The 18,862-nt window shown below is 37.3% G+C and carries 17 protein-coding genes and 2 pseudogenes; 7 read left to right on the top strand and 12 right to left on the bottom strand.

The window, feature by feature from the left end; genetic code table 11:
• Positions 1-3: 3 nt before the first annotated feature.
• Entirely contained in the window at positions 4-1,242 is a 1,239-nt protein-coding gene (locus IPM92_10660) for a S8 family serine peptidase (GenBank protein MBK9108801.1), read from the top strand.
• Between the two features lie 126 nt (positions 1,243-1,368).
• Here the strand turns inward: IPM92_10660 and IPM92_10655 are convergent, their stop codons facing one another.
• Positions 1,369-1,746: a GxxExxY protein gene (locus IPM92_10655; GenBank protein ID MBK9108800.1), complete on the bottom strand. Its 378-nt coding sequence runs from the start codon at positions 1,744-1,746 to the stop codon at positions 1,369-1,371.
• 264 nt (positions 1,747-2,010) lie between these two features.
• On the opposite strand from IPM92_10655, the gene IPM92_10650 reads away from it, so the two are divergent.
• Both IPM92_10650 and IPM92_10645 read left to right on the top strand, forming a co-directional pair.
• Entirely contained in the window at positions 2,011-2,382 is a 372-nt protein-coding gene (locus IPM92_10650) for a DMT family protein (protein MBK9108799.1), read from the top strand.
• A gap of 69 nt (positions 2,383-2,451) precedes the next feature.
• Positions 2,452-2,814 (top strand): hypothetical protein, encoded by a 363-nt coding sequence (locus tag IPM92_10645; GenBank protein ID MBK9108798.1) that lies wholly within the window; start codon positions 2,452-2,454, stop codon positions 2,812-2,814.
• 195 nt (positions 2,815-3,009) lie between these two features.
• Here IPM92_10645 and IPM92_10640 read toward each other — a convergent pair whose 3' ends face one another.
• Complete coding sequence (locus IPM92_10640) at positions 3,010-3,741, bottom strand: hypothetical protein (GenBank protein MBK9108797.1); 732 nt, start codon at positions 3,739-3,741, stop codon at positions 3,010-3,012.
• 132 nt (positions 3,742-3,873) lie between these two features.
• On the bottom strand, positions 3,874-4,866 hold the full coding sequence (locus IPM92_10635; GenBank protein ID MBK9108796.1) for an NTP transferase domain-containing protein: 993 nt from the start codon (positions 4,864-4,866) through the stop codon (positions 3,874-3,876).
• Between the two features lie 166 nt (positions 4,867-5,032).
• On the opposite strand from IPM92_10635, the gene IPM92_10630 reads away from it, so the two are divergent.
• Both IPM92_10630 and IPM92_10625 read left to right on the top strand, forming a co-directional pair.
• Positions 5,033-6,469, top strand: coding sequence for a T9SS type A sorting domain-containing protein (locus IPM92_10630; GenBank protein MBK9108795.1), 1,437 nt, complete (start codon positions 5,033-5,035; stop codon positions 6,467-6,469).
• 125 nt (positions 6,470-6,594) lie between these two features.
• Positions 6,595-7,778, top strand: a pseudogene (locus tag IPM92_10625) (ATP-binding protein).
• Positions 7,779-7,786: 8 nt separating this feature from the next.
• Here IPM92_10625 and atpG read toward each other — a convergent pair.
• The 8 genes and pseudogenes from atpG to IPM92_10585 form a co-directional block, all read right to left on the bottom strand.
• On the bottom strand, positions 7,787-8,683 hold the full coding sequence (gene atpG / locus IPM92_10620) for an ATP synthase F1 subunit gamma (protein ID MBK9108794.1): 897 nt from the start codon (positions 8,681-8,683) through the stop codon (positions 7,787-7,789).
• Positions 8,684-8,714: 31 nt separating this feature from the next.
• Positions 8,715-10,307 (bottom strand): F0F1 ATP synthase subunit alpha, encoded by a 1,593-nt coding sequence (locus tag IPM92_10615; protein ID MBK9108793.1) that lies wholly within the window; start codon positions 10,305-10,307, stop codon positions 8,715-8,717.
• Positions 10,308-10,464: 157 nt separating this feature from the next.
• Positions 10,465-11,034, bottom strand: a complete 570-nt coding sequence (atpH, locus tag IPM92_10610; protein MBK9108792.1) for an ATP synthase F1 subunit delta — start codon at positions 11,032-11,034, stop codon at positions 10,465-10,467.
• 23 nt (positions 11,035-11,057) lie between these two features.
• Positions 11,058-11,572, bottom strand: a pseudogene (atpF, locus tag IPM92_10605) (F0F1 ATP synthase subunit B).
• 88 nt (positions 11,573-11,660) lie between these two features.
• The gene (gene atpE / locus IPM92_10600) at positions 11,661-11,867 is read right to left on the bottom strand and encodes an ATP synthase F0 subunit C (protein MBK9108791.1); all 207 of its coding nucleotides are present in this window, start codon (positions 11,865-11,867) and stop codon (positions 11,661-11,663) included.
• A 42-nt stretch (positions 11,868-11,909) separates the two neighbouring features.
• Complete coding sequence (gene atpB, locus IPM92_10595) at positions 11,910-13,175, bottom strand: F0F1 ATP synthase subunit A (protein ID MBK9108790.1); 1,266 nt, start codon at positions 13,173-13,175, stop codon at positions 11,910-11,912.
• Positions 13,176-13,462: 287 nt separating this feature from the next.
• Positions 13,463-13,984 carry an energy transducer TonB gene (locus tag IPM92_10590; protein ID MBK9108789.1) on the bottom strand — a complete coding sequence of 174 codons (522 nt, stop codon included), beginning with the start codon at positions 13,982-13,984 and terminating at the stop codon, positions 13,463-13,465.
• A gap of 125 nt (positions 13,985-14,109) precedes the next feature.
• Positions 14,110-15,627, bottom strand: a complete 1,518-nt coding sequence (locus IPM92_10585) for a serine hydrolase (protein ID MBK9108788.1) — start codon at positions 15,625-15,627, stop codon at positions 14,110-14,112.
• Positions 15,628-15,885: 258 nt separating this feature from the next.
• Here IPM92_10585 and IPM92_10580 point away from each other — a divergent pair, with 258 nt between their 5' ends.
• Entirely contained in the window at positions 15,886-16,215 is a 330-nt protein-coding gene (locus tag IPM92_10580) for a hypothetical protein (GenBank protein ID MBK9108787.1), read from the top strand.
• Positions 16,216-16,318: 103 nt separating this feature from the next.
• On the opposite strand, the gene IPM92_10575 is transcribed toward IPM92_10580, so the two are convergent.
• Positions 16,319-16,756, bottom strand: coding sequence for a YceI family protein (locus IPM92_10575; protein ID MBK9108786.1), 438 nt, complete (start codon positions 16,754-16,756; stop codon positions 16,319-16,321).
• A 357-nt stretch (positions 16,757-17,113) separates the two neighbouring features.
• Here IPM92_10575 and IPM92_10570 point away from each other — a divergent pair, with 357 nt between their 5' ends.
• Complete coding sequence (locus IPM92_10570) at positions 17,114-18,733, top strand: hypothetical protein (protein MBK9108785.1); 1,620 nt, start codon at positions 17,114-17,116, stop codon at positions 18,731-18,733.
• Positions 18,734-18,862 lie beyond the last annotated feature (129 nt).

Raw genomic sequence — 18,862 nt, 5'->3', positions numbered from 1 at the left:
CTTATGAAAAATTCAAACATTAAAATTGCATCAGCATTTGCTGCAATCCTGATGTTGATAACAGCTTGCCAAAAGGAAGTTGCTGAATCAAGCATCGCCCCATTGCTCATTCCTTCAAGCAATGTCGTTGAAGGAAGTTACATCGTGATGTTCAAATCAATCTTCATGAAAGATTACACCGGCGTGATGACTTCCGTCTCACGCGAAGAAGCTGAATCTGTTTCATCAAGGAAATTGTCTTATTTCCAAGAACAGGTTCATAAATTAATGATACCATCAGGTATTCCTGCCACCCAAATCACTGATTACTATTCAGAAGTGTTTTATGGAGTTGCACTTAAACTTGACAAGACACAGTTGGCAATATTGTTGAAAAACCCGATGGTAGAATTCATCGAACAAGACATGGAAGTCCGTTTACCGGATATTACTATTGAAGATAGTGGCATTAAATCGCGCGCACAAACCCTGCCTTGCGGCATTACCAATGCTGGCGGTTCTGCGGATGGATCAACATCAACAAAATGGATTTGGATAGCTGATACCGGTATCGATCTTGATCATCCGGATTTAAATGTAGTGACCAATTCGACTTATGCAAAATCATTTGTAGGCGGAACTCCAGACGATTGCCATGGTCACGGTACACATGTTGCAGGAACTGCAGCTGCAAAGGATAATACCATAGGAGTGATTGGTGTTTCTGCAGGAGCGCCAGTTGTTCCCGTAAGAGTCTTGAATTGCCAAGGGTCAGGCCAAACATCCAAAATTCTAAATGGTTTGAATCATATTGCAACTTATGATGAAGCCGGAGATGTTTTGAACATGAGTTTAGGAGGTTATTGGGGTAGCAATTGCGCAACTAATTCAAGCTATAAAACTGCATTAACCAATTTAAGCAATGCAGGAACCCGGATTGCATTGGCTGCAGGCAATAGTTCTGCGAATGCAAGTTTGTATTCTCCGGCTTGTGTAAATGCAACAAACATTCACACTATTGCATCAATGACTTGTGCAAAAGCCTGGTCATCATTCTCCAACTTTGGGGCTCCACCTATAGATTGGATCACCACCGGATCTTCTGTATACTCCACTTATAAGAATGGCGGATATGCGACCATGAGCGGTACGTCTATGGCCTCCCCTCATGTAGCGGGAATCATGCACAGTATACAAGCTTCTCCAAATCAAAACGGAACTGTGACTTTCAGCGGAGTCAATTATAAAATAGCAGTTCGTTAAATAGATTATTAAAACTAATATTTAAACCCTGCGATAGAAATGTTGCAGGTTTTTTTTTTGGAGTCCACTTATGGAAGGATTGGTTTCCCGCTGATCGCGCAGATACTATGCAGATAAATTCCACTATCATAAGAAATTGACTTTGCGGAAAATTGATTTTGAAATTTCAGTGCAATTGAAATTCACAAGTATACCGAGTTTTTTACCAGATAACCGTAAATATGTAATGACTTGCTTGTGGCGGACTTCAGCCAGGTTTTCAATCGACTTAATTTCAACAATCACTTTGCCTTCAACCAACAAATCAATCCTATATCCAATTTCCATATGAAGATTATCATAAATGACTGGCAATGCGACTTGTTGCTTAACGATTAGTCCTTCCTTTTGAAGCTCATACTTTAATGCGGCTTCATATGAAGATTCAAGCAAACCGGGACCCAACGAATTGTAGACCTTAAAAATGGGACCACGTATTTTATACGAAACTTCATTTTCTGTCATTACCTTATTCATTAATTAAAAAGGATGTTTCAAAATATGCAGTTAATGTAAATAAATTATTTATTAATTGGTTCTACACTTATTCAATTGCCATACATTTTTATTAAATGCCGCAATTAATATATTAATTATTCTTTTTATAATTCCTAAATATTTGCATTCAAATCCAATATTAATTTGCGCAATCTGCGGGATAAAAGATATGTATGACTCTATGTACCTTACATATTTAATATCTTTCCATCGAAATAGCAATTTTGATTTATGAAAATATTTTACACCATTTTACTCCTTACACTTTCGAATGTGTTCATGACATTAGCCTGGTACGGGCATTTGAAATTTGCAGAATGGAAAACATTTAGTAAGTTCGGATTACCCGTTATTATACTCATCAGCTGGGCTATTGCATTTTTTGAATATTGCTTCCAGGTTCCAGCTAATAAAATAGGATATCAGGGAAATGGCGGGCCGTTTAGTCTGGTAGAACTTAAAGTGATTCAGGAGGTAATTACCTTATTGGTTTTTTCGGGATTTACGCTACTCGTTTTTAAAAATGAAACCATACGGACAAACCATATTATTGGGTTTTGTTTTCTAGTGCTGGCCGTATATTTCATTTTTAAATCGAAGTGATTGCCTGTTATCTGATCATTGTGGAACTTCCTTACTTTTTCATTGTTTTATATTTAAATAAGTTAAAGAATGAAAAAGTTAATCTGCATATTCTTTCCGGTTTTATTGGGCCTTACCGGAACTAACCCCTTAGTCGCTCAAATTCAAAATGAGAAATCGGAAGTGGTAAGAGTTTATGGCAATTGTAATATGTGTAAAAAGCGAATTGAAAAAGCTGCTAAACTAAAAAACAAAGTAAATGCTGAATGGGATAATGAAACCAAATTGGCAAAGATCTCTTATGATAGTGTCAAAACGAATAGTTCCGATGTTTTAAAACGCGTAGCACTCGCGGGGTATGACAGTGATGTGTATAGAGCTTCAGATGATACCTATAAAAAATTACATGCTTGTTGCCAGTATGAAAGGCCTCCCGTTGTTAAAAAGGAATGATATATTTTGGAATCAGGATTAGATTGTATGTCGCAGAAAGTATCTTTTTAAACTTTCGATTTTAAATTACTGATTTTCGAAAGCATAGCGTAGATGATAAAATGATTTAATATTACTTTATGACTAAGTTGGATCTCAAACTATGAATCTCCCTTCAATTTTTAGATTGCAGTCTAAATACAGATAATCATAGATTTAATATTTCTTGTGCAGATTCCACCATTTATTGTCGATGGTTCTGAATGCGACGATGCCAACAGAAGGTTTGAAATAAAAATAAATGCTGTCTCTGTTTCTGTATTCATAAACATCTGAGTAAACTGAATCATTGATTTGAACTGATGGTATCAACAAATACCGGTTTTGCTTAGAAAGCAATGTATCACTAAATCTGGCTGTGTTTCCCCGATTGGACGCTACAAATGATATAGATGCCACAGCACCACTCACACTGGGGTTCGTTCGGTGCACTGTTAATTTTAATTCATCGTACAATACAGGGTCTAAAGGTTCTGAGGTTTTTGCGAGTCCGTCTTCAACGATTCCAATATTTCCAATGATGCGAAGCTTTCGCGAAGTATCCAGATCGTAATAGTTGATCGTTAAATGTTCAGCAAGATAATAACGGTCTGCACGCATTTCTTCTTCAATACAGATATTTTCAACGATAGTTCTTGAAGTATCGCGAATCAAACTTTGTGGATCGTATAAAGTGGCAGTATTCTGAGCTCCGGCATCTACAAACTCCAAAAATCGGATGTTATTGTAGGGTAAGTACGCCACCGAGTTCACATCCAAACTCAAATTTCCCAATATTTCATCCGGTGGACATTCATCCTTTTTTGAACAAGAAATTAAAGCAAAAGCAAGCATTGCGTAAATAAATCTATAACACTGCTTATTGAAAATGAATGGTGATAAATGCATGTAATCTTAATTCCTTTTTGTAAACAATCGCAAAAATACATATTAATTCATGAAGCACCGGAACCTCTACGTCTTGCAGGAAAATTCAATAAGAATTAGATTTATTAATATAGCAATGAAAATACGAAAGCTTTATATCATGTCGATTTCAGTATTATCACCTATGTTAAAACTTTGAAATCTTCCTTTAATGACAGCATCATTTCCAATGATTGAATGCTGCAATACAACGTCTTCAAGGCTGGTAAAATTGCCTATAATATCATCTTTTAGTATTGAATTGGTAATTTGACTGTTATCGCCAATGGATACATTTGGACCAATTATGGAATGTTTGATTTGGCAATTTTGTCCGATACTTACCGGTTGAATAAAAATAGTGCCCTCATATTGTAGGATGGATTTATCTAATGGTTTTCGAGCCAGCATAATGGCATTGGTCGAAAGTAAAATCTCTTTTCTTCCGCAGTCGAACCAATTCCTTACTTCCATGACCTCAAAACGGCTTTTATTTTCGAGCATGCACATCAGACCATCTGTAAGATGAAACTCGCCTTTAGTTTTACGTCCAGTCCGCATATTACTTTCCAGGCAGCTTAAAAGTTTTTTCCATTCCTTAATGAGGTATAAGCCGACAATAGCGAGATTTGAGCGCGGAAATTGAGGCTTCTCAATAAGTTTTTCAATAAGCCCATTATCGTCCAATTCAACAACTCCGAAATTTCTGGGGTCGTCAACTTTTCGCACGGCCAGGGTATTCACCTTAGAATTCTGAAGTACATTCATATCTATGTCAAGGATGGTATCGCCTAACTGGATCAGTACCTCGTCATCATCCTTTAAAATATCCCGGCAAAGAAAAATAGCATGCCCAAGACCCTCGCGTTCATTTTGGGAGACATAATGTTTAATAATACCCTTATAATGTTCCTCCAGATACTCCCTGATCTTTTCACCCAGATAACCCAGAATAAAAACATATTCCTTAATCCCGGCTTCGATGAGTTGATCTAAGATATAAGCAATAATAGGCTTGCCAGCCACTGGAATTAATGGCTTGGGCTGGGTATAGGTAAGCGGCCTGAGCTTCGTTCCTGCCCCGGCAACGGGAATAATAGCCTTCATTTGAAGCTAATTGTGCAAAAACTAAGCCGAAAATTGAAAGTAATGATAAGATTTATGATTTATCGGCGGATGGTCTTCTTGTTAAATTAAGGGAAACTATCTAGCAAGCTTACAAGATTTCAATTATGAATTAGCTATATTTAATTTTTAAATCAAAAATGCAGCTATGCAAAATTCAATCTTTTGTTTGATGATCTTAGTTTTTTGTCAGATATCTCAGCATTCGGCGCAAACGCTTAACTGGTCGGGTGAACAGATTATCCAAATGAATACATCGGGGAGCACAACCCGACCAAGACTCCTGGCATTAGGCAGTCAAAAAGGTATTCTCATTTGGGGTCATGAACAAAATCAAAGCATACAATATGCTTTATGGGAGAATGATCTTTTAGATGCCCCACAAACATTGGATATTGGTACCCGCAAAGCCTTTATCACCAGCTGGGCAAGTACGGAGATTGCCGGTCAGGACAATATGGTATATATCGTTTTTAAAGAGGACCCTGCCGAAATGGGTAAGATTTATTTACTGAGATCCAATGACTATGGAAAAACATTTACACCTCCAATTCCGGTGGTGGATCCACAAGGATTTTATTGCAGATTTCCAGGGGTTGCCATGGATGCAAACCAACAACCCATTGTGAGTTATATGCGATTTAAAACAGATTGGAGCGAGCCCGCATATGTGAGCATCCGTTCAAACGATTTCGGTGATACATTTGACCCTTATACTGAAGTCACAGATAAAACAAAAGGCGAAGCTTGTGATTGTTGCCCGGTAAGTATGGAAACTGATGCAGATCGCATAGCTGTGTTTTATAGAAATAACCGGAATAATATTCGCAATATGACCGCGGCTGTTTCCCTAAATAATGGGAAGAGTTACGATATTACGGCAGAGTTAGATACTGCAGATTGGTTGCTACATAGTTGTCCATCGACCGGAGGAGATGGATTTTTTGCAGATTCATTTTTGCATACCACCTGGACTACAGGAAGGACAGGTAGTACAAAAGCATTTTACAGTCGCTTAAACTTAAACACTCAAAATGTGGATGGGTTTTTTGCATTAACGCATCAGCAAGGCAGAAATTTGCAACAAAGCTATCCGAGAATGTCGGGTTTCAAGGATACGGTTGGAATCGTTTGGGGCGAATTGGTAAGCAATATGGATATTTTTTTTAGTCACTTTACAGATGGGGCTTTTTCGAATCTATCTATAAACACGCAGCGGATAAATTCGGTAACAAATGGGCACCAGTCATCCCCAGATATAGCTTTTGCAAATTCCAGTTTTTATGCCTGTTGGCAAGATTTGAACGATAACAGTATTAAGTTTAAGATTGGGAAATATCAAATTCCGAACAGAAATACAAATATTGAAACTGAAAGTGGTTTAAATATTCAAAAATCATCAGATTCTTATTTGATTACTTCTAAAACTGAAATAAAAAACTGGACCTTATTTGATTCAAATGGACAAGTCCTTATGAACGGACATATGGCAAAAGAAATACTGCTCAAGTATCCAAAATATGGGATATATTTTTTGCAATTGCAACATAAGGCCGGGATTTGGCTTGTTAAAATAATTATTTAATATATTGATTATCAACTATTTAATTATGATTATTGGCATCTTAATAATATTTTACTCAATATATTGAGTAAAATTACTCAATATATTGAGTAATTTTGTTCAATATTTAGAATCGGTCTGTATTTATGTTACAAAGAGCTCATATACATATACTTAGTAATAGATTAAATGGACCAAGGAAATTTATTCAAGTCATAGTTGGACCTAGACAAGTAGGAAAATCAACAATGGTGGGTCAGTTTTTGGAACAATACAAGCATGGATTTTTAAGTGCTTCTGCTGATGCCGGTTTTTCTGAGGATACAACTTGGATTGACCAACAATGGGAATTGGCTAGAATACGACAAAAGAACAGCAATGCTTCAGAATTTCTTTTGGTTATCGATGAAATTCAAAAAATCTCTAATTGGTTTAATGCTCTCAAAAAAATTGGGATGAAGATACCCAGAATGGAATTCCCATTAAGTTAATTGCATTGGGATCTTCCAGACTACTTATTCAACAAGGTTTAAGTGAGTCGCTTGCAGGCAGGTATGAACTCATGTATATGGGTCACTGGACGTACAGAGAAATGAATCTTGCATTCGGTTTTTCTCCAATTCAATACCTTTGGTTCGGCTCATATCCGGGTTCAGCTGGTCTGATCTCGGATGAAAGTAGATGGAAAAACTACATTATTCACTCTTTAATCGAACCCAGTATCAATAAAGATATCCTTTCGATGACGAGAGTGGATAAACCTGCTCTTTTAAAAAAACTCTTTGAGTTATCTTGTTTGTATTCAGGGCAAATCGTTTCTTATAACAAAATGATAGGCCAACTTGACAATGCTGGAAATACTACAACATTGGCTCACTATTTGAATTTATTAGATTCAGCAGGCATGGTGGGTGGATTGGCCAAATATTCATCAAACATGCTAAAACAAAAAAACTCATCTCCAAAATTGCAAGTCCATAATACAGCATTGATGACTGCTTTACACAACACTCAATTTAAAAACCGTGATCCCAACTCAGATTTTTGGGGAAGACTTGTTGAATCCTCAATTGGATCAATACTCATCAATCATTCAAGACAATTTGGATCTAAAGTATATTATTGGCGAGATGGAAATGATGAAGTGGATTTTATTTTTCAGTTCCAGGGTAAAACCATAGCCTTTGAAGTTAAAGTCGGCAAACATAACAATATGAAAAGTCTGTCCACTTTTAAGCAAAAATTCAAACCCCACAAATCCATTAGCATTTCTAAATTTGGAATACCTTGGGAGGAATTTCTTGCGATAAACCCAGAAGACTTTATTTAAAAACGCAACTATCCTGCTAATGCCGCTGCACCTCCAACAATCTCCGAAAGTTCCTTAGTGATGGTTTCCTGACGGGCTTTGTTGTAGTTTATGCGCAATTCGCCAAGCATGTCTTCTGCGTTTTCGGTGGCTTTGTCCATTGCGGTCATTCTAGCGCCGTGTTCAGATGCTTGTGTGTCCAAAACGCATTTAAATAATTGCGTTTGCAGAATCGAAGGAATCAATTCCTCCAGTAATTGCTGCTGATTCGGTTCAAAAATATAATCGGCTTGCATTTTGGAAGTATCAGCTGATTCTCCACTGATCTTACTTACGGGCAAATATTGTTCGCGTTCCGGAAATTGTGTACCCGCATTTTTGAATCGTCCATAATATATTTCAACCTGATCGTATTGACCACCTGAAAATTCGGTCATTATTTGATCCGCTAAGGCTGCAATGTTATTAAAATTGGGCAGGTTATAGAGGGAAATATACTTGTCGATCAATTGTGCTTTTGGAAATCTTCTTCTAAAATAATCAAACCCTTTTTTACCAATAAACAACAAACTCAAATTGCCATCTTCATAGACTTTTGAATAATGATCCTTAACATATGTAGAGGCAGTCTTAAGAATGTTGGAATTAAAAGCACCACACAATCCGCGATCTGAAGTCACAACCACAACCAAGGGCTTTTTCATTTCGGTAGCCTTACCAAATGATAATCCCTGTCCTGCATCTCCTCCTGACATGATATGACTCAAAGTAATATTCAACCTATTTGAATATGGACGCATTTGTTGAATGGCCTGCTGTGCTTTGCGAAGTTTAGCAGCAGATACCATTTTCATGGCTTTTGTGATTTGCTGCGTTGAAATCACCGATTTAATGCGGTTTCTTACTTCTTTTAAATTAGCTGCCATACCTGTTCATTATTTGATGAAATCCGAAAGATTAAGCTTTCACTCTGTACTGTGAAGAAAGGTCGTTTGATACTTCCCGCATGGTTTTTAAATCCTCATCTAAAAGATTACCTTTTCTCAAATTCTCAAGAATGTTTGGATGTTTTTGTTCCAAGGTGGTAAGAAAAACATTTTCAAAATCCTTCACTTTATCAACAGGAACATCTTTTAATAAATTGGAAGTGCCCAAGTAAATGATGGCCACTTGTTTTTCAACTGCTACCGGACTGTATTGTGGCTGATTCAAAATTTCAACGTTGCGTTTGCCTTTGTCCAACACCGCTTTAGTAGCTGCATCAAGATCAGAACCGAATTTAGAAAATGCTTCCAATTCACGGTATACTGCCTGATCGAGTTTTAAAGTACCCGATACTTTTTTCATTGATTTAATCTGTGCATTTCCACCTACGCGCGATACAGAAATACCTACGTTAATCGCAGGACGGATTCCTGCATTGAATAAAGCAGATTCCAAAAAGATCTGACCGTCTGTAATTGAAATAACGTTTGTTGGAATATAAGCAGAAACGTCACCGGCTTGTGTTTCGATAATTGGCAAAGCGGTTAATGATCCACCACCTTTAACGATACCAGCCTTTTTTAAAGACTCCGGTAAGTCGTTCATATTTCTTGCAATCTCGTCGTTGTTCAAAATTTTGGCTGCGCGCTCCAGCAAACGCGAGTGAAGGTAGAATACATCCCCTGGATAAGCTTCACGTCCGGGAGGTCTACGCAACAACAATGAAACTTCGCGATAGGCAACGGCTTGCTTAGAAAGATCATCATAGATTACCAATGCCGGGCGTCCAGTATCGCGGAAAAATTCGCCAATGGCTGCACCCGCGAAAGGAGCATAAAACTGCAATGGCGCCGGATCTGCAGCTGAAGCAGAAACAATTACCGTATAAGGCATTGCCCCATATTCTTCAAGCGTACGTGCCACTTTTGCTACCGTTGAAGATTTTTGCCCGGAAGCTACATAAATACAATATACGGGCTCACCGCGATCGTAAAATTCTTTTTGATTGATAATGGTATCTAAAGCAATTGCCGTTTTACCTGTCTGACGGTCGCCAATGATCAATTCACGCTGGCCTCTACCAATTGGAATCATCGAATCGATAGGTTTGATACCTGTTTGAAGAGGTTCGTTTACAGGTTGTCTGAAAATAACCCCGGGAGCTTTGCGCTCGATAGGCATTTCATATCGAACACCACCGATCGGACCTTTTCCGTCGATGGGTACACCCAATGGATTTACAACGCGTCCTAACATACCTTCACCAACTTCAATGGATGCAATTTTGCCGGTGCGTCTAACTTTTGAACCTTCTTTGATTCCGTCCCACGATCCCATCAAAACTACACCGACGTTATCCAATTCAAGGTTCAAGACAATAGCCTGTACACCTGTTTCAAATTCAACAAGTTCTCCGGACTGTGCATTGGTCAAACCATATACGCGGGCGATACCATCTCCTACCTGGAGCACGGTTCCTACTTCTTCCAAACTTGCTGCGCTGTTGGTTCCTGAAATTTGTTGTTTCAGAATCGCTGAAATTTCTTCGGGTCTTATTGATACCATAATTTAGTTGTTAGTTGTTAGATGCTGGTTGTTGGTTGTTGGTTGTTAGTTGTTAGATGCTGGTTGTAAGTTGTAAATTTTAGATAATTTCATAATTCATCTTTACTCTATTCACTATAATCCATAATCTATATTCTTTTATCTATAATCTATTATCCTATCGTCTCTCGACTAAACTGATATAACTCGTATCGTACAAATTTTCTTTCAGTTCGTTCAATTGTCTTTTGATGCTGGTGTCATAATTTTTATCGCCCATTTCTAATATAAAGCCACCGATGAGTTTCGTGTCTACTTTTTGCGACAACTCCATTGTTTCACCCTCTTTGAGCCAAAAACTAAATTTACTTTTGATGGTATTTAACTCAGACTCGTTCAATTCTTTTGCCGTAATGAGCGTAGCCGATTTTATTTTTTTGATTTCTTTGTATTGCTCAATAAAAGCTTTACTGATGGAATCCAATAAGCCCTCTCTACTTTTAGATACCAACAATTGAATAAATTGCAAGCTGAGTTTTTGTACTTTTCCCTCAAACAAGCTTTTCATGATGGCTAATTTCTTATCAGTATGAACGATAGGACTTTTTAGCATAGCTGTGAATTCAACATTCTTACACACCTCTGCGATCGTCAAAACATCTTCATAGACCTTTTCCAATTCCTTTTGATCGTTGGATAGGTCGATCAGTGATTTTGCGTAACGATGTGATATTTGCAGTTGTGACATATGATTAATCTTGTGGATCCTTTTTAATTCATTTTGACCTCATCCATGAGTTTATTTACATACTCCATTTGTGCAGGTTGGTCGGCCAATTGTTTGCGAATTACTTTTTCGGCTATTTGTAAAGCCATGACTCCAATTTCATTTTTTACATCGACCATTGCTGCCATTTTTGCGTTCTCAATGTCTTGTTTTGTCTGTTGCAAGATTCTTTGGGCTTCTTCTTTTGCTTTTTCTCGAGCTTCCGCAACCAGCAATGTCGCAGACTCTTTGGCATCTTTATGATGAGCATTTTTTCTTCGCGGGCTTCTGCCAAAACTCTTTCGTTTTCAGATTTAAGATTCGACATTTCAATTCTTGCCTGCTTTGCAGAATCCAAAGCAATTCGAATGTCTTCCTGGCGATCTTTGAGTGCTTTGACGATGGGCTTAAACGCCATTTTTCCAACCAGAAACCAAAATAAACAAAAGAAAACAGTCGACCAGAACAGCAAACCGAAGTCTGGTTTCAAAGGTGAAAAATCCAGTATGAGTACGTTTATAAAATCAGGTAACATGTATTCCTCAATTAAATAATGAAAAAAAACGAAGGTTCCTTAGCCAACCGCCAGGTGACCTTCGAAAAAATTTTTACGCTACGAGGTAAGAAAACAGGATCGCAATCAAAGCAGCACCTTCAACAAGGGCAGCCGTAAGGATCATGTTGGCACGGATATCTCCCAATGCCTCAGGTTGACGAGCTATAGACTCTAAAGCCTTACCACCAATGCTACCCACGCCAATTCCGGCGCCGATAGCAGCCAAACCCATACCAATAGCAGCAATTGAACCTCCCATAATTATTGTTTTATATATGAATAAATAGTTTCCAAAATTAAATTAATGATGATGGTGTTCTGCGTGTGCATGTTCTTCTGTAGCTGCACCTATATAAGATGCTGTCAACAGTGTAAATACAAAAGCCTGAATCAAAGCCACCAATAATTCTATCGACATCATAAATACAGTAAGCAATCCGGAACCTATGGAGGCCCCCAAACCTGCGCCTGTGCTTTCACCAGAATTTCCAAATATGAAAATCAAACTAATGAAGATCAGAATAGCCATGTGTCCCGCTGTAATATTCGCAAAAAGACGGAGCATCAAAGTCAAAGGTTTAATAAATACACCCAAGATTTCGACAGGAGTCAAAATAGTTTTTACCCATGCCGGAATTCCAGGCATCCAGAATATATGTTGCCAATAATGTTTATTACCGTTTAAGTTGACCACAATAAATGCTATTAAAGCAAGTACCATAGTTACCGATAAATTTCCGGTTACATTGGACCCTCCCAAAAAAGGAATTTGTCCGAAGAGATTCAATCCTAATACAAAGAAAAATATAGCCAATAACAGTGGAATAAATTTCTCCCATTTTGCGCCTAAAAAAGGTTTAGCTACTTCATCTTGTATAAAAAGGATGAGTGGTTCAAACAATAACTGTGCACCTGATGGAGCTTGGCCAGCTTGTTTTTGATATCGATTTGCCATGCTAATAAAGGCCCAACTTAAAAGGAGGACCACTAAAAACATGCTGAATACATTTTTAGTAATGGAGAAATCGTAAAAGGAGGTAATTCCACCGCCAAACAATCCTGCGTCTGCCGTGCTTGGTTTTTCTAAAGGATATTCTTTTTGGTCGATCATCACGAAATCCTGTTCTTTCTCCTTGCCATCAATCATCACCTTTTTTGGAGCTATGCCTTGAACCTCAAATGAACCAGCCGGAAAATTTCCTGCAATCCTATTCACTCTTCCATGATTCAATACATATCCATCAATGACTTTTTTTCCATCTCCATGGTGGGCGTTATCAATTTCAAATTTACCCGAAGAGAAAAACGACCAACCTTTGGCTGGTGCGTATAGGATACATGGTAAAGGAAGATTCCAAGGGCCAATGCTGTAAACATTCAAATCCGAAATATGATGAAAAGCAGTGCTTTTAGGGTCAAAAGCATGACTGTCGTGCTTTTCCCCTGCTTTATGATCAACTGTGGAATGGGCAACCGGGTCAACCGTGCCGGCAGGAAGATGGGTATGTCCTGGTGCGTTGTGATCGTGACCATCATGTGAATGGTTATGACCCTCATGCTGGACCATCAACTCCGAAATATTATTGGTCTCATTGTCAGAAACTTGTCCAATAATTCTACCGGAACATATCACCAGCATTAAAAACCAAACAATAATCTGCTTCATAGGCATTTCGGCAACAAGCTTTAAAAAATCGCTGCAAAGGTAAGCGCTGAATGGGAGATTATATAAGGGCCTTTTCAAAAAATTGCCTAACAAAAGCTTAATGAATCAAAACGGATTCAACACCACTGCTTCCCTTGGTGATCATATACAAAATATTGATTTTAAGCGATTTGGGGAGCAATTTTGGCTTATTTCATCAATCTAAACTTCACAGGCAGGGTCACTTGAACGGGCACCGCTTTGCCATCTTGGTATCCCGGGGTATATTTTGGCAACAAACTAATAAATCTCAGCACTTCTTCATCACAACCTCCGCCAATGCCTCTTTCGATTCTGGCATTACTAATGGTGCCATCTGTTCGTACCACGAATTTGGCAAATACAACTCCCTGAAGTCTTTGTTTTTTAGCTTCCGCCGGATATTTAATGTGGTTAAACAATAGATCAATGAGTCTTTTTTTGGAACACTCTTCCGGATCGGAATCAATTTCGCAGCCTATGAAAACAGGCATTTTTTCAACTCTTTTGTAAAGCGTTGTTTTAATGAGTCTGAAATCATCACGGTGACTATCTGAATTGAAATATCTGAAGGTATCTATATGATCGCCAACGATCTCAGGTCTTATCACGGATGCAAAACTCTGGCTGGTAAGATTACTTACCAACAGGCATAAGAACATCCATGACAAAATATAGCGAATAGAATTCACAGCTTGAGTTTATGAATAATGGCGGGAAGAATACCCAGATAATGGGTGACACAAATCTAAAGAAAAATATTCCGAACGGTCTAAAAAATTTATGGGAAATTTATTAAGATTTTAAATGCTGATTTTCAACGCTTTGTGAATTTATAAATTTCATAATCCACAAAATCGGCACAACGAATGTCAACTGACTTTACTTTTTTTCCTTTCAGTGTAAAAGGAGTTACCTTGATGCCAAGGGTCGGATTGCTATAAGTACATAAAAATCGTTCATTGCCCATATGCTCCATTAATGCAAATTGATCCGGATGGTGTTCGAAATATGCTTTTAACTGGTTTTCTACTAATTTGATTTCCATAGAACCATAGACCTCGTTTTTGTATTTCCCGGTGTAGGCTTTTAAGGGTAGACTTGTGGGATGCTTTTGATTTACGGAATCAATCACCTGTTTTAACCATTTATCATCTTCATCCTGAGCTTTTAAACTTCTTTGGAGGTAGGATTCGTTGTAATTCCGGTACGGCAATCCCAAAAATGCATCTATAATTTCCCATTTCATGGCTTGGAAAAATCCATTATGGTCAGAATTCGTCAAAATTATCACCCCTAATTGTTCTTTAGGAAACAAACTAACGGATGTTACAAAACCATCTGCCCCACCAGTATGGGACACCATCTTATTGCCATCATAGTCGTTTAAATTCCAACCTAAACCGTATAATGAAAAATTACCCTTATTCAAGCGATGACGAAATGGCCCAACAATAGAAACAGCTTCCATACTCTTTTGGATAGCGGCTGCCGGTAAAATTTCTTTTCCATTCAAGGTTCCATTGTTTAAAATCATTTGAATCCATTTGCTCCAATCTGCTATTGAACTGATGATGCCGGTGGCAGGAGCCATATTATCAATGTTGGGAATTTTAAGTGCAATCAATTGGCCTTTATACCAGGTGTGAGGCTGGCAATAATTCCCGCTTTTACTAAAGTCTCTTGTGAGAGGTTTGGTATCTTTTAAATCAAGAGGATCAAAGTAATTTTTCTGGAGGTAATCTTCCCAGGACAATCCGCTGGCCATTTTTATGATCTCACCTGCAACATTATAACCTGCGTTGCAATAGCCATATTTGTCGCGAAATGCATAATGGGGTTTTATATTGGCCATTTTTTGGATCACTTCAGTACGGCTGGTCGTTGTAGACCAATGTGCAAAGTCACCTTGAAAAGTTTCAAATCCGATTCGATGGGTCACGATATCTTTAATGGTAACAAGTTTTGTTACTTCCGGATCGTACAGTTTAAAATCAGGCAACCACTTGATAACTTTATCATCGAGTGATAATTTCTTTTCTGCATCGAGTTTGGCCAAAGTCATTCCAGTCACGGCTTTAGAATTGCTGGCAATCATAAACGATGTATGTTGATCGACCGGTTTTCCGCTGCGGATGTCCCTTACCCCATAACCCTTTGCTAAAATTACTTTTCCATCTTTGATGATAGCAATCGCACAACCCGGCAAATGCCAGGCCTTAAGTGCTCTTTCTACATAGAGATCCAGACTGTCGCGAATAAAAGAAGGTATACTGTCTTGTGCTGAAATGCGAAAAGTAAGCAGCAAGGCTAATCCAAAAGCTAAATATTTCATATTGTCATAATAAGGAATCAAAGATAAGAAGATTGATGATAGACCAATGGTAAGTTAGAGGTTTGGGGGTAAGGCTGGTAGGCATTTAGTCTGTTAGTCTGATAGTCTGCTAGTCTGTTGGATTTTGACTCTTATGAATCATTATATACTAACTAATGTTAGTTTTGGTGTAAGAAATATTAATTATTCATTTTTATTATCTTGCAGGCTAAATAAATTACAAACTATAAACTTATTTTAAACCCTGTGAAATATATCATCGTTAGTCAAACCCTTTTAAAAATCCTAACCGGAAAGTTTGCAGCGGGTATAACTTTATGGCCATTTGTGATTTTGCGGAATCATGCATTGAAAGAAAATGCTGTATTTTTAAATCACGAAAAAATTCATTTGAAACAACAGGCTGAATTATTGATTGTATTTTTTTATTTGTGGTATGGAATAGAATATGTCGCTCACTGGTGCCGGCTCAAAAATAAAAAGCAAGCTTATTATCGGATCTCATTTGAACGCGAAGCGTATGCGAATGAAACCAATCTTAGATATTTGGAGAAGAGGAAAATGTTTGCGTTTTGGAGGTATGTTTGAATAAAGGCTTAAGGCTAAAGGTCAAAGCTTAAAAGCAATTACTAAATTTCCATTTTATTAAAATTTAACACCGTAAGCTTTTACCATAAGCCATTAGTCCATTCTAAAGCATCTTATAATCTACCTTCACTTTTATATCGACGTTATTGGAAACTGTATTTTTGACCACTGAAGGAATTTCAATTTGAAAATCGCTACATTTGATTGCGAAATTGCAGAGCGCATGAATGCCTTTATCATCGACAACAAATTCCACAGGAGCTGCAATGCTTTTGGTAACGCCATGCATGGTGAGATCACCAATTACTTGTGATTTGTAGCTGCCCTTTTTAGAAAATTGTAAACTTTGATAATCCGTCAAATTCCCTTTGAATGTAGCTTTAGGGAATTTTGTGGACTCAAGGTAATTTTCATTGAAGTGTTCCTGCATAAGAGCTTTCTCAAAGACAAAAGCGTTGACCAAAGCCGCAAATTCGATTCGTCCGGTTGATAAATCCAAAACGGTAGTTGCAGTGGAATTTACGCCTTCAATTTTTTCCATTTTAGATGGTGAATTGAATCGTAGGATCGCATTTTTTGAAAAGTACTTTTGAGCACTAAGGGTATAAACAAATAAACATAATGGAAGTACGATATAGAATTTTATGGAAATTTTGCCTGGAAGCCTCATTGCAATGTTATTTAATCATTAGAACGCCAAAAATAGGAAAGTGTCATATGATTATGGATTAATAATTTCTTAATATTTTATATTATACTAATAATTTATGTGTATTTTATTATTTGTTAATTATTTAAACATTATACATAACTACAATATGTTATATTCGGCTTTGGCCTTGCACAATTAGGATTTGCCAATGATGGTTTGTAGATTTGAATACAAATAGGCCCTACTATGAAACATTATACCCTTTTATCCCAGCAGTTTTCACTGGTTTTTTACTTAAGTTTTATGTCCCTCTCTAATTTACAATCACAAGATTGTCTAAATGATAGCATTCCTCCTGTTTTGATTTGTAAGGACACCTTTACTCTTCGAATTGGACAATGTGGCAACGGGTATATTTATCCTGAAAATTTTTTACACAAAGTGTATGATAATTGTTCTCTCGAATCAGTAAGTTATGACCATGATGGGCAAATTCGAGAAGTAGAATTATGGTTTTTACTTGATAATTCTGGACTTGGTAAAAATATCCAAATTTATGTACGTGACACATCCGGCAATGTAGGAAGCTGTTATTCTTTTTTCCGCATAAGTGATGAAACTTATTATTCAATTATCAAAATGGATTTAAATGTATACAGTGATTTTTGGAGTGAGGAGTATACGAATTTTAAACTTGGGATTAAAGGCCAGGATCAAAAAGTATTCTGGAACACCTTTGATACCTACACGGGTTCCCAGTTTACGATTCCTGTTTACGATTATTTAAAGCCTTCACAACTTCGCGTTGACATAAATGAGAATAAAAGTCCGGAAAGGTCATTAATAACTACTTATGATATGATCCTAAATATTAGACATATCACCGGAATTCAAAGTTTTGAAGGCAACATCAACGAAACAAATGGCGATATGAATGAAGATGGCAGTATAGATATGCGGGATGTAAAAGCACAATACGATCATATACTGCATTGGAGCCCAGCAGATTCTATTTACAAACCCAAATACAAAGCAAGTTTTATAGAGAATGATGGAAAACCCATTGCTGATTCCATTTCCTACAATTCAAACCCCTCCATTCAATATACCGTAAGTCTGGATCAAATTGGAAATATTAATCGATCTATTCCATTTTCCAATATTCCTTCTCAAGAGCCCATCGTGCAATTCCCCGGAGAAATTCAATACTGGGATACAAAAGAAATTGATTGTAAAAAAGGCCAAAAATATGTGCTCCGATTCAGGAATTCTGATTCAAGTCATTTCTTCGCCATTCAATCGGGTATGGAATTCAACCCGGAATTCTTGAATGTTGATTCTGTTTATGTACCTTATGATTTCTCGTCGAAGTTTTATTCCAAAATATTCCCCACTGCAGTGCGTACTGTATTTTTCAATACTTCCAATCCGCAAGTCAAATCTGAATATCCTGAATTTTATCTCGTCATCACTGCTCATCAGGATTTTAAATTGAGCGAGGGTTTTAAACCTATTCATTCGGATATGAGTCGTTTGAAAATCAATCATGACGGAGAAATCTATCCCGTTGAATTTAGGTTTAATCGTTTAAAATCAACTGCAGGTGAAGAGGCCGAAATACAAAAATTTGTAATTTCTCCGAATCCTTCGAATGGGGTATTTCATTTAAGCGGATATTTTCCGGGAACTAATCAGGTTGAATTAAATATATATGATGCTTATTCGAGCCTAATCTTTCAAAAAAATATTCAATTATTTTTAGGTATTTTGAATGATGTCATTGAAATAAAGCAAGATGGATTGTTTTACCTGATTATAAAGGAGGGCGATCAAGTACTGTGCAGAAACAGGATTGTTGTGAAGTAATAAATGAATTTAAAAATTGAGAGTGTACTTTTATCCTCTTTCATTTTTATGCGTTGTTAATTTTACCCTTTTTCATACTACCCATACAAATACTCGCGAATCATAGCCTGTCAGAATGCTGAACAAAAG

Source organism: Saprospiraceae bacterium (assembly GCA_016719615.1).
Classification (GTDB): domain Bacteria; phylum Bacteroidota; class Bacteroidia; order Chitinophagales; family Saprospiraceae; genus Vicinibacter.
This window is presented reverse-complemented; position numbering and strand designations above follow the sequence as displayed.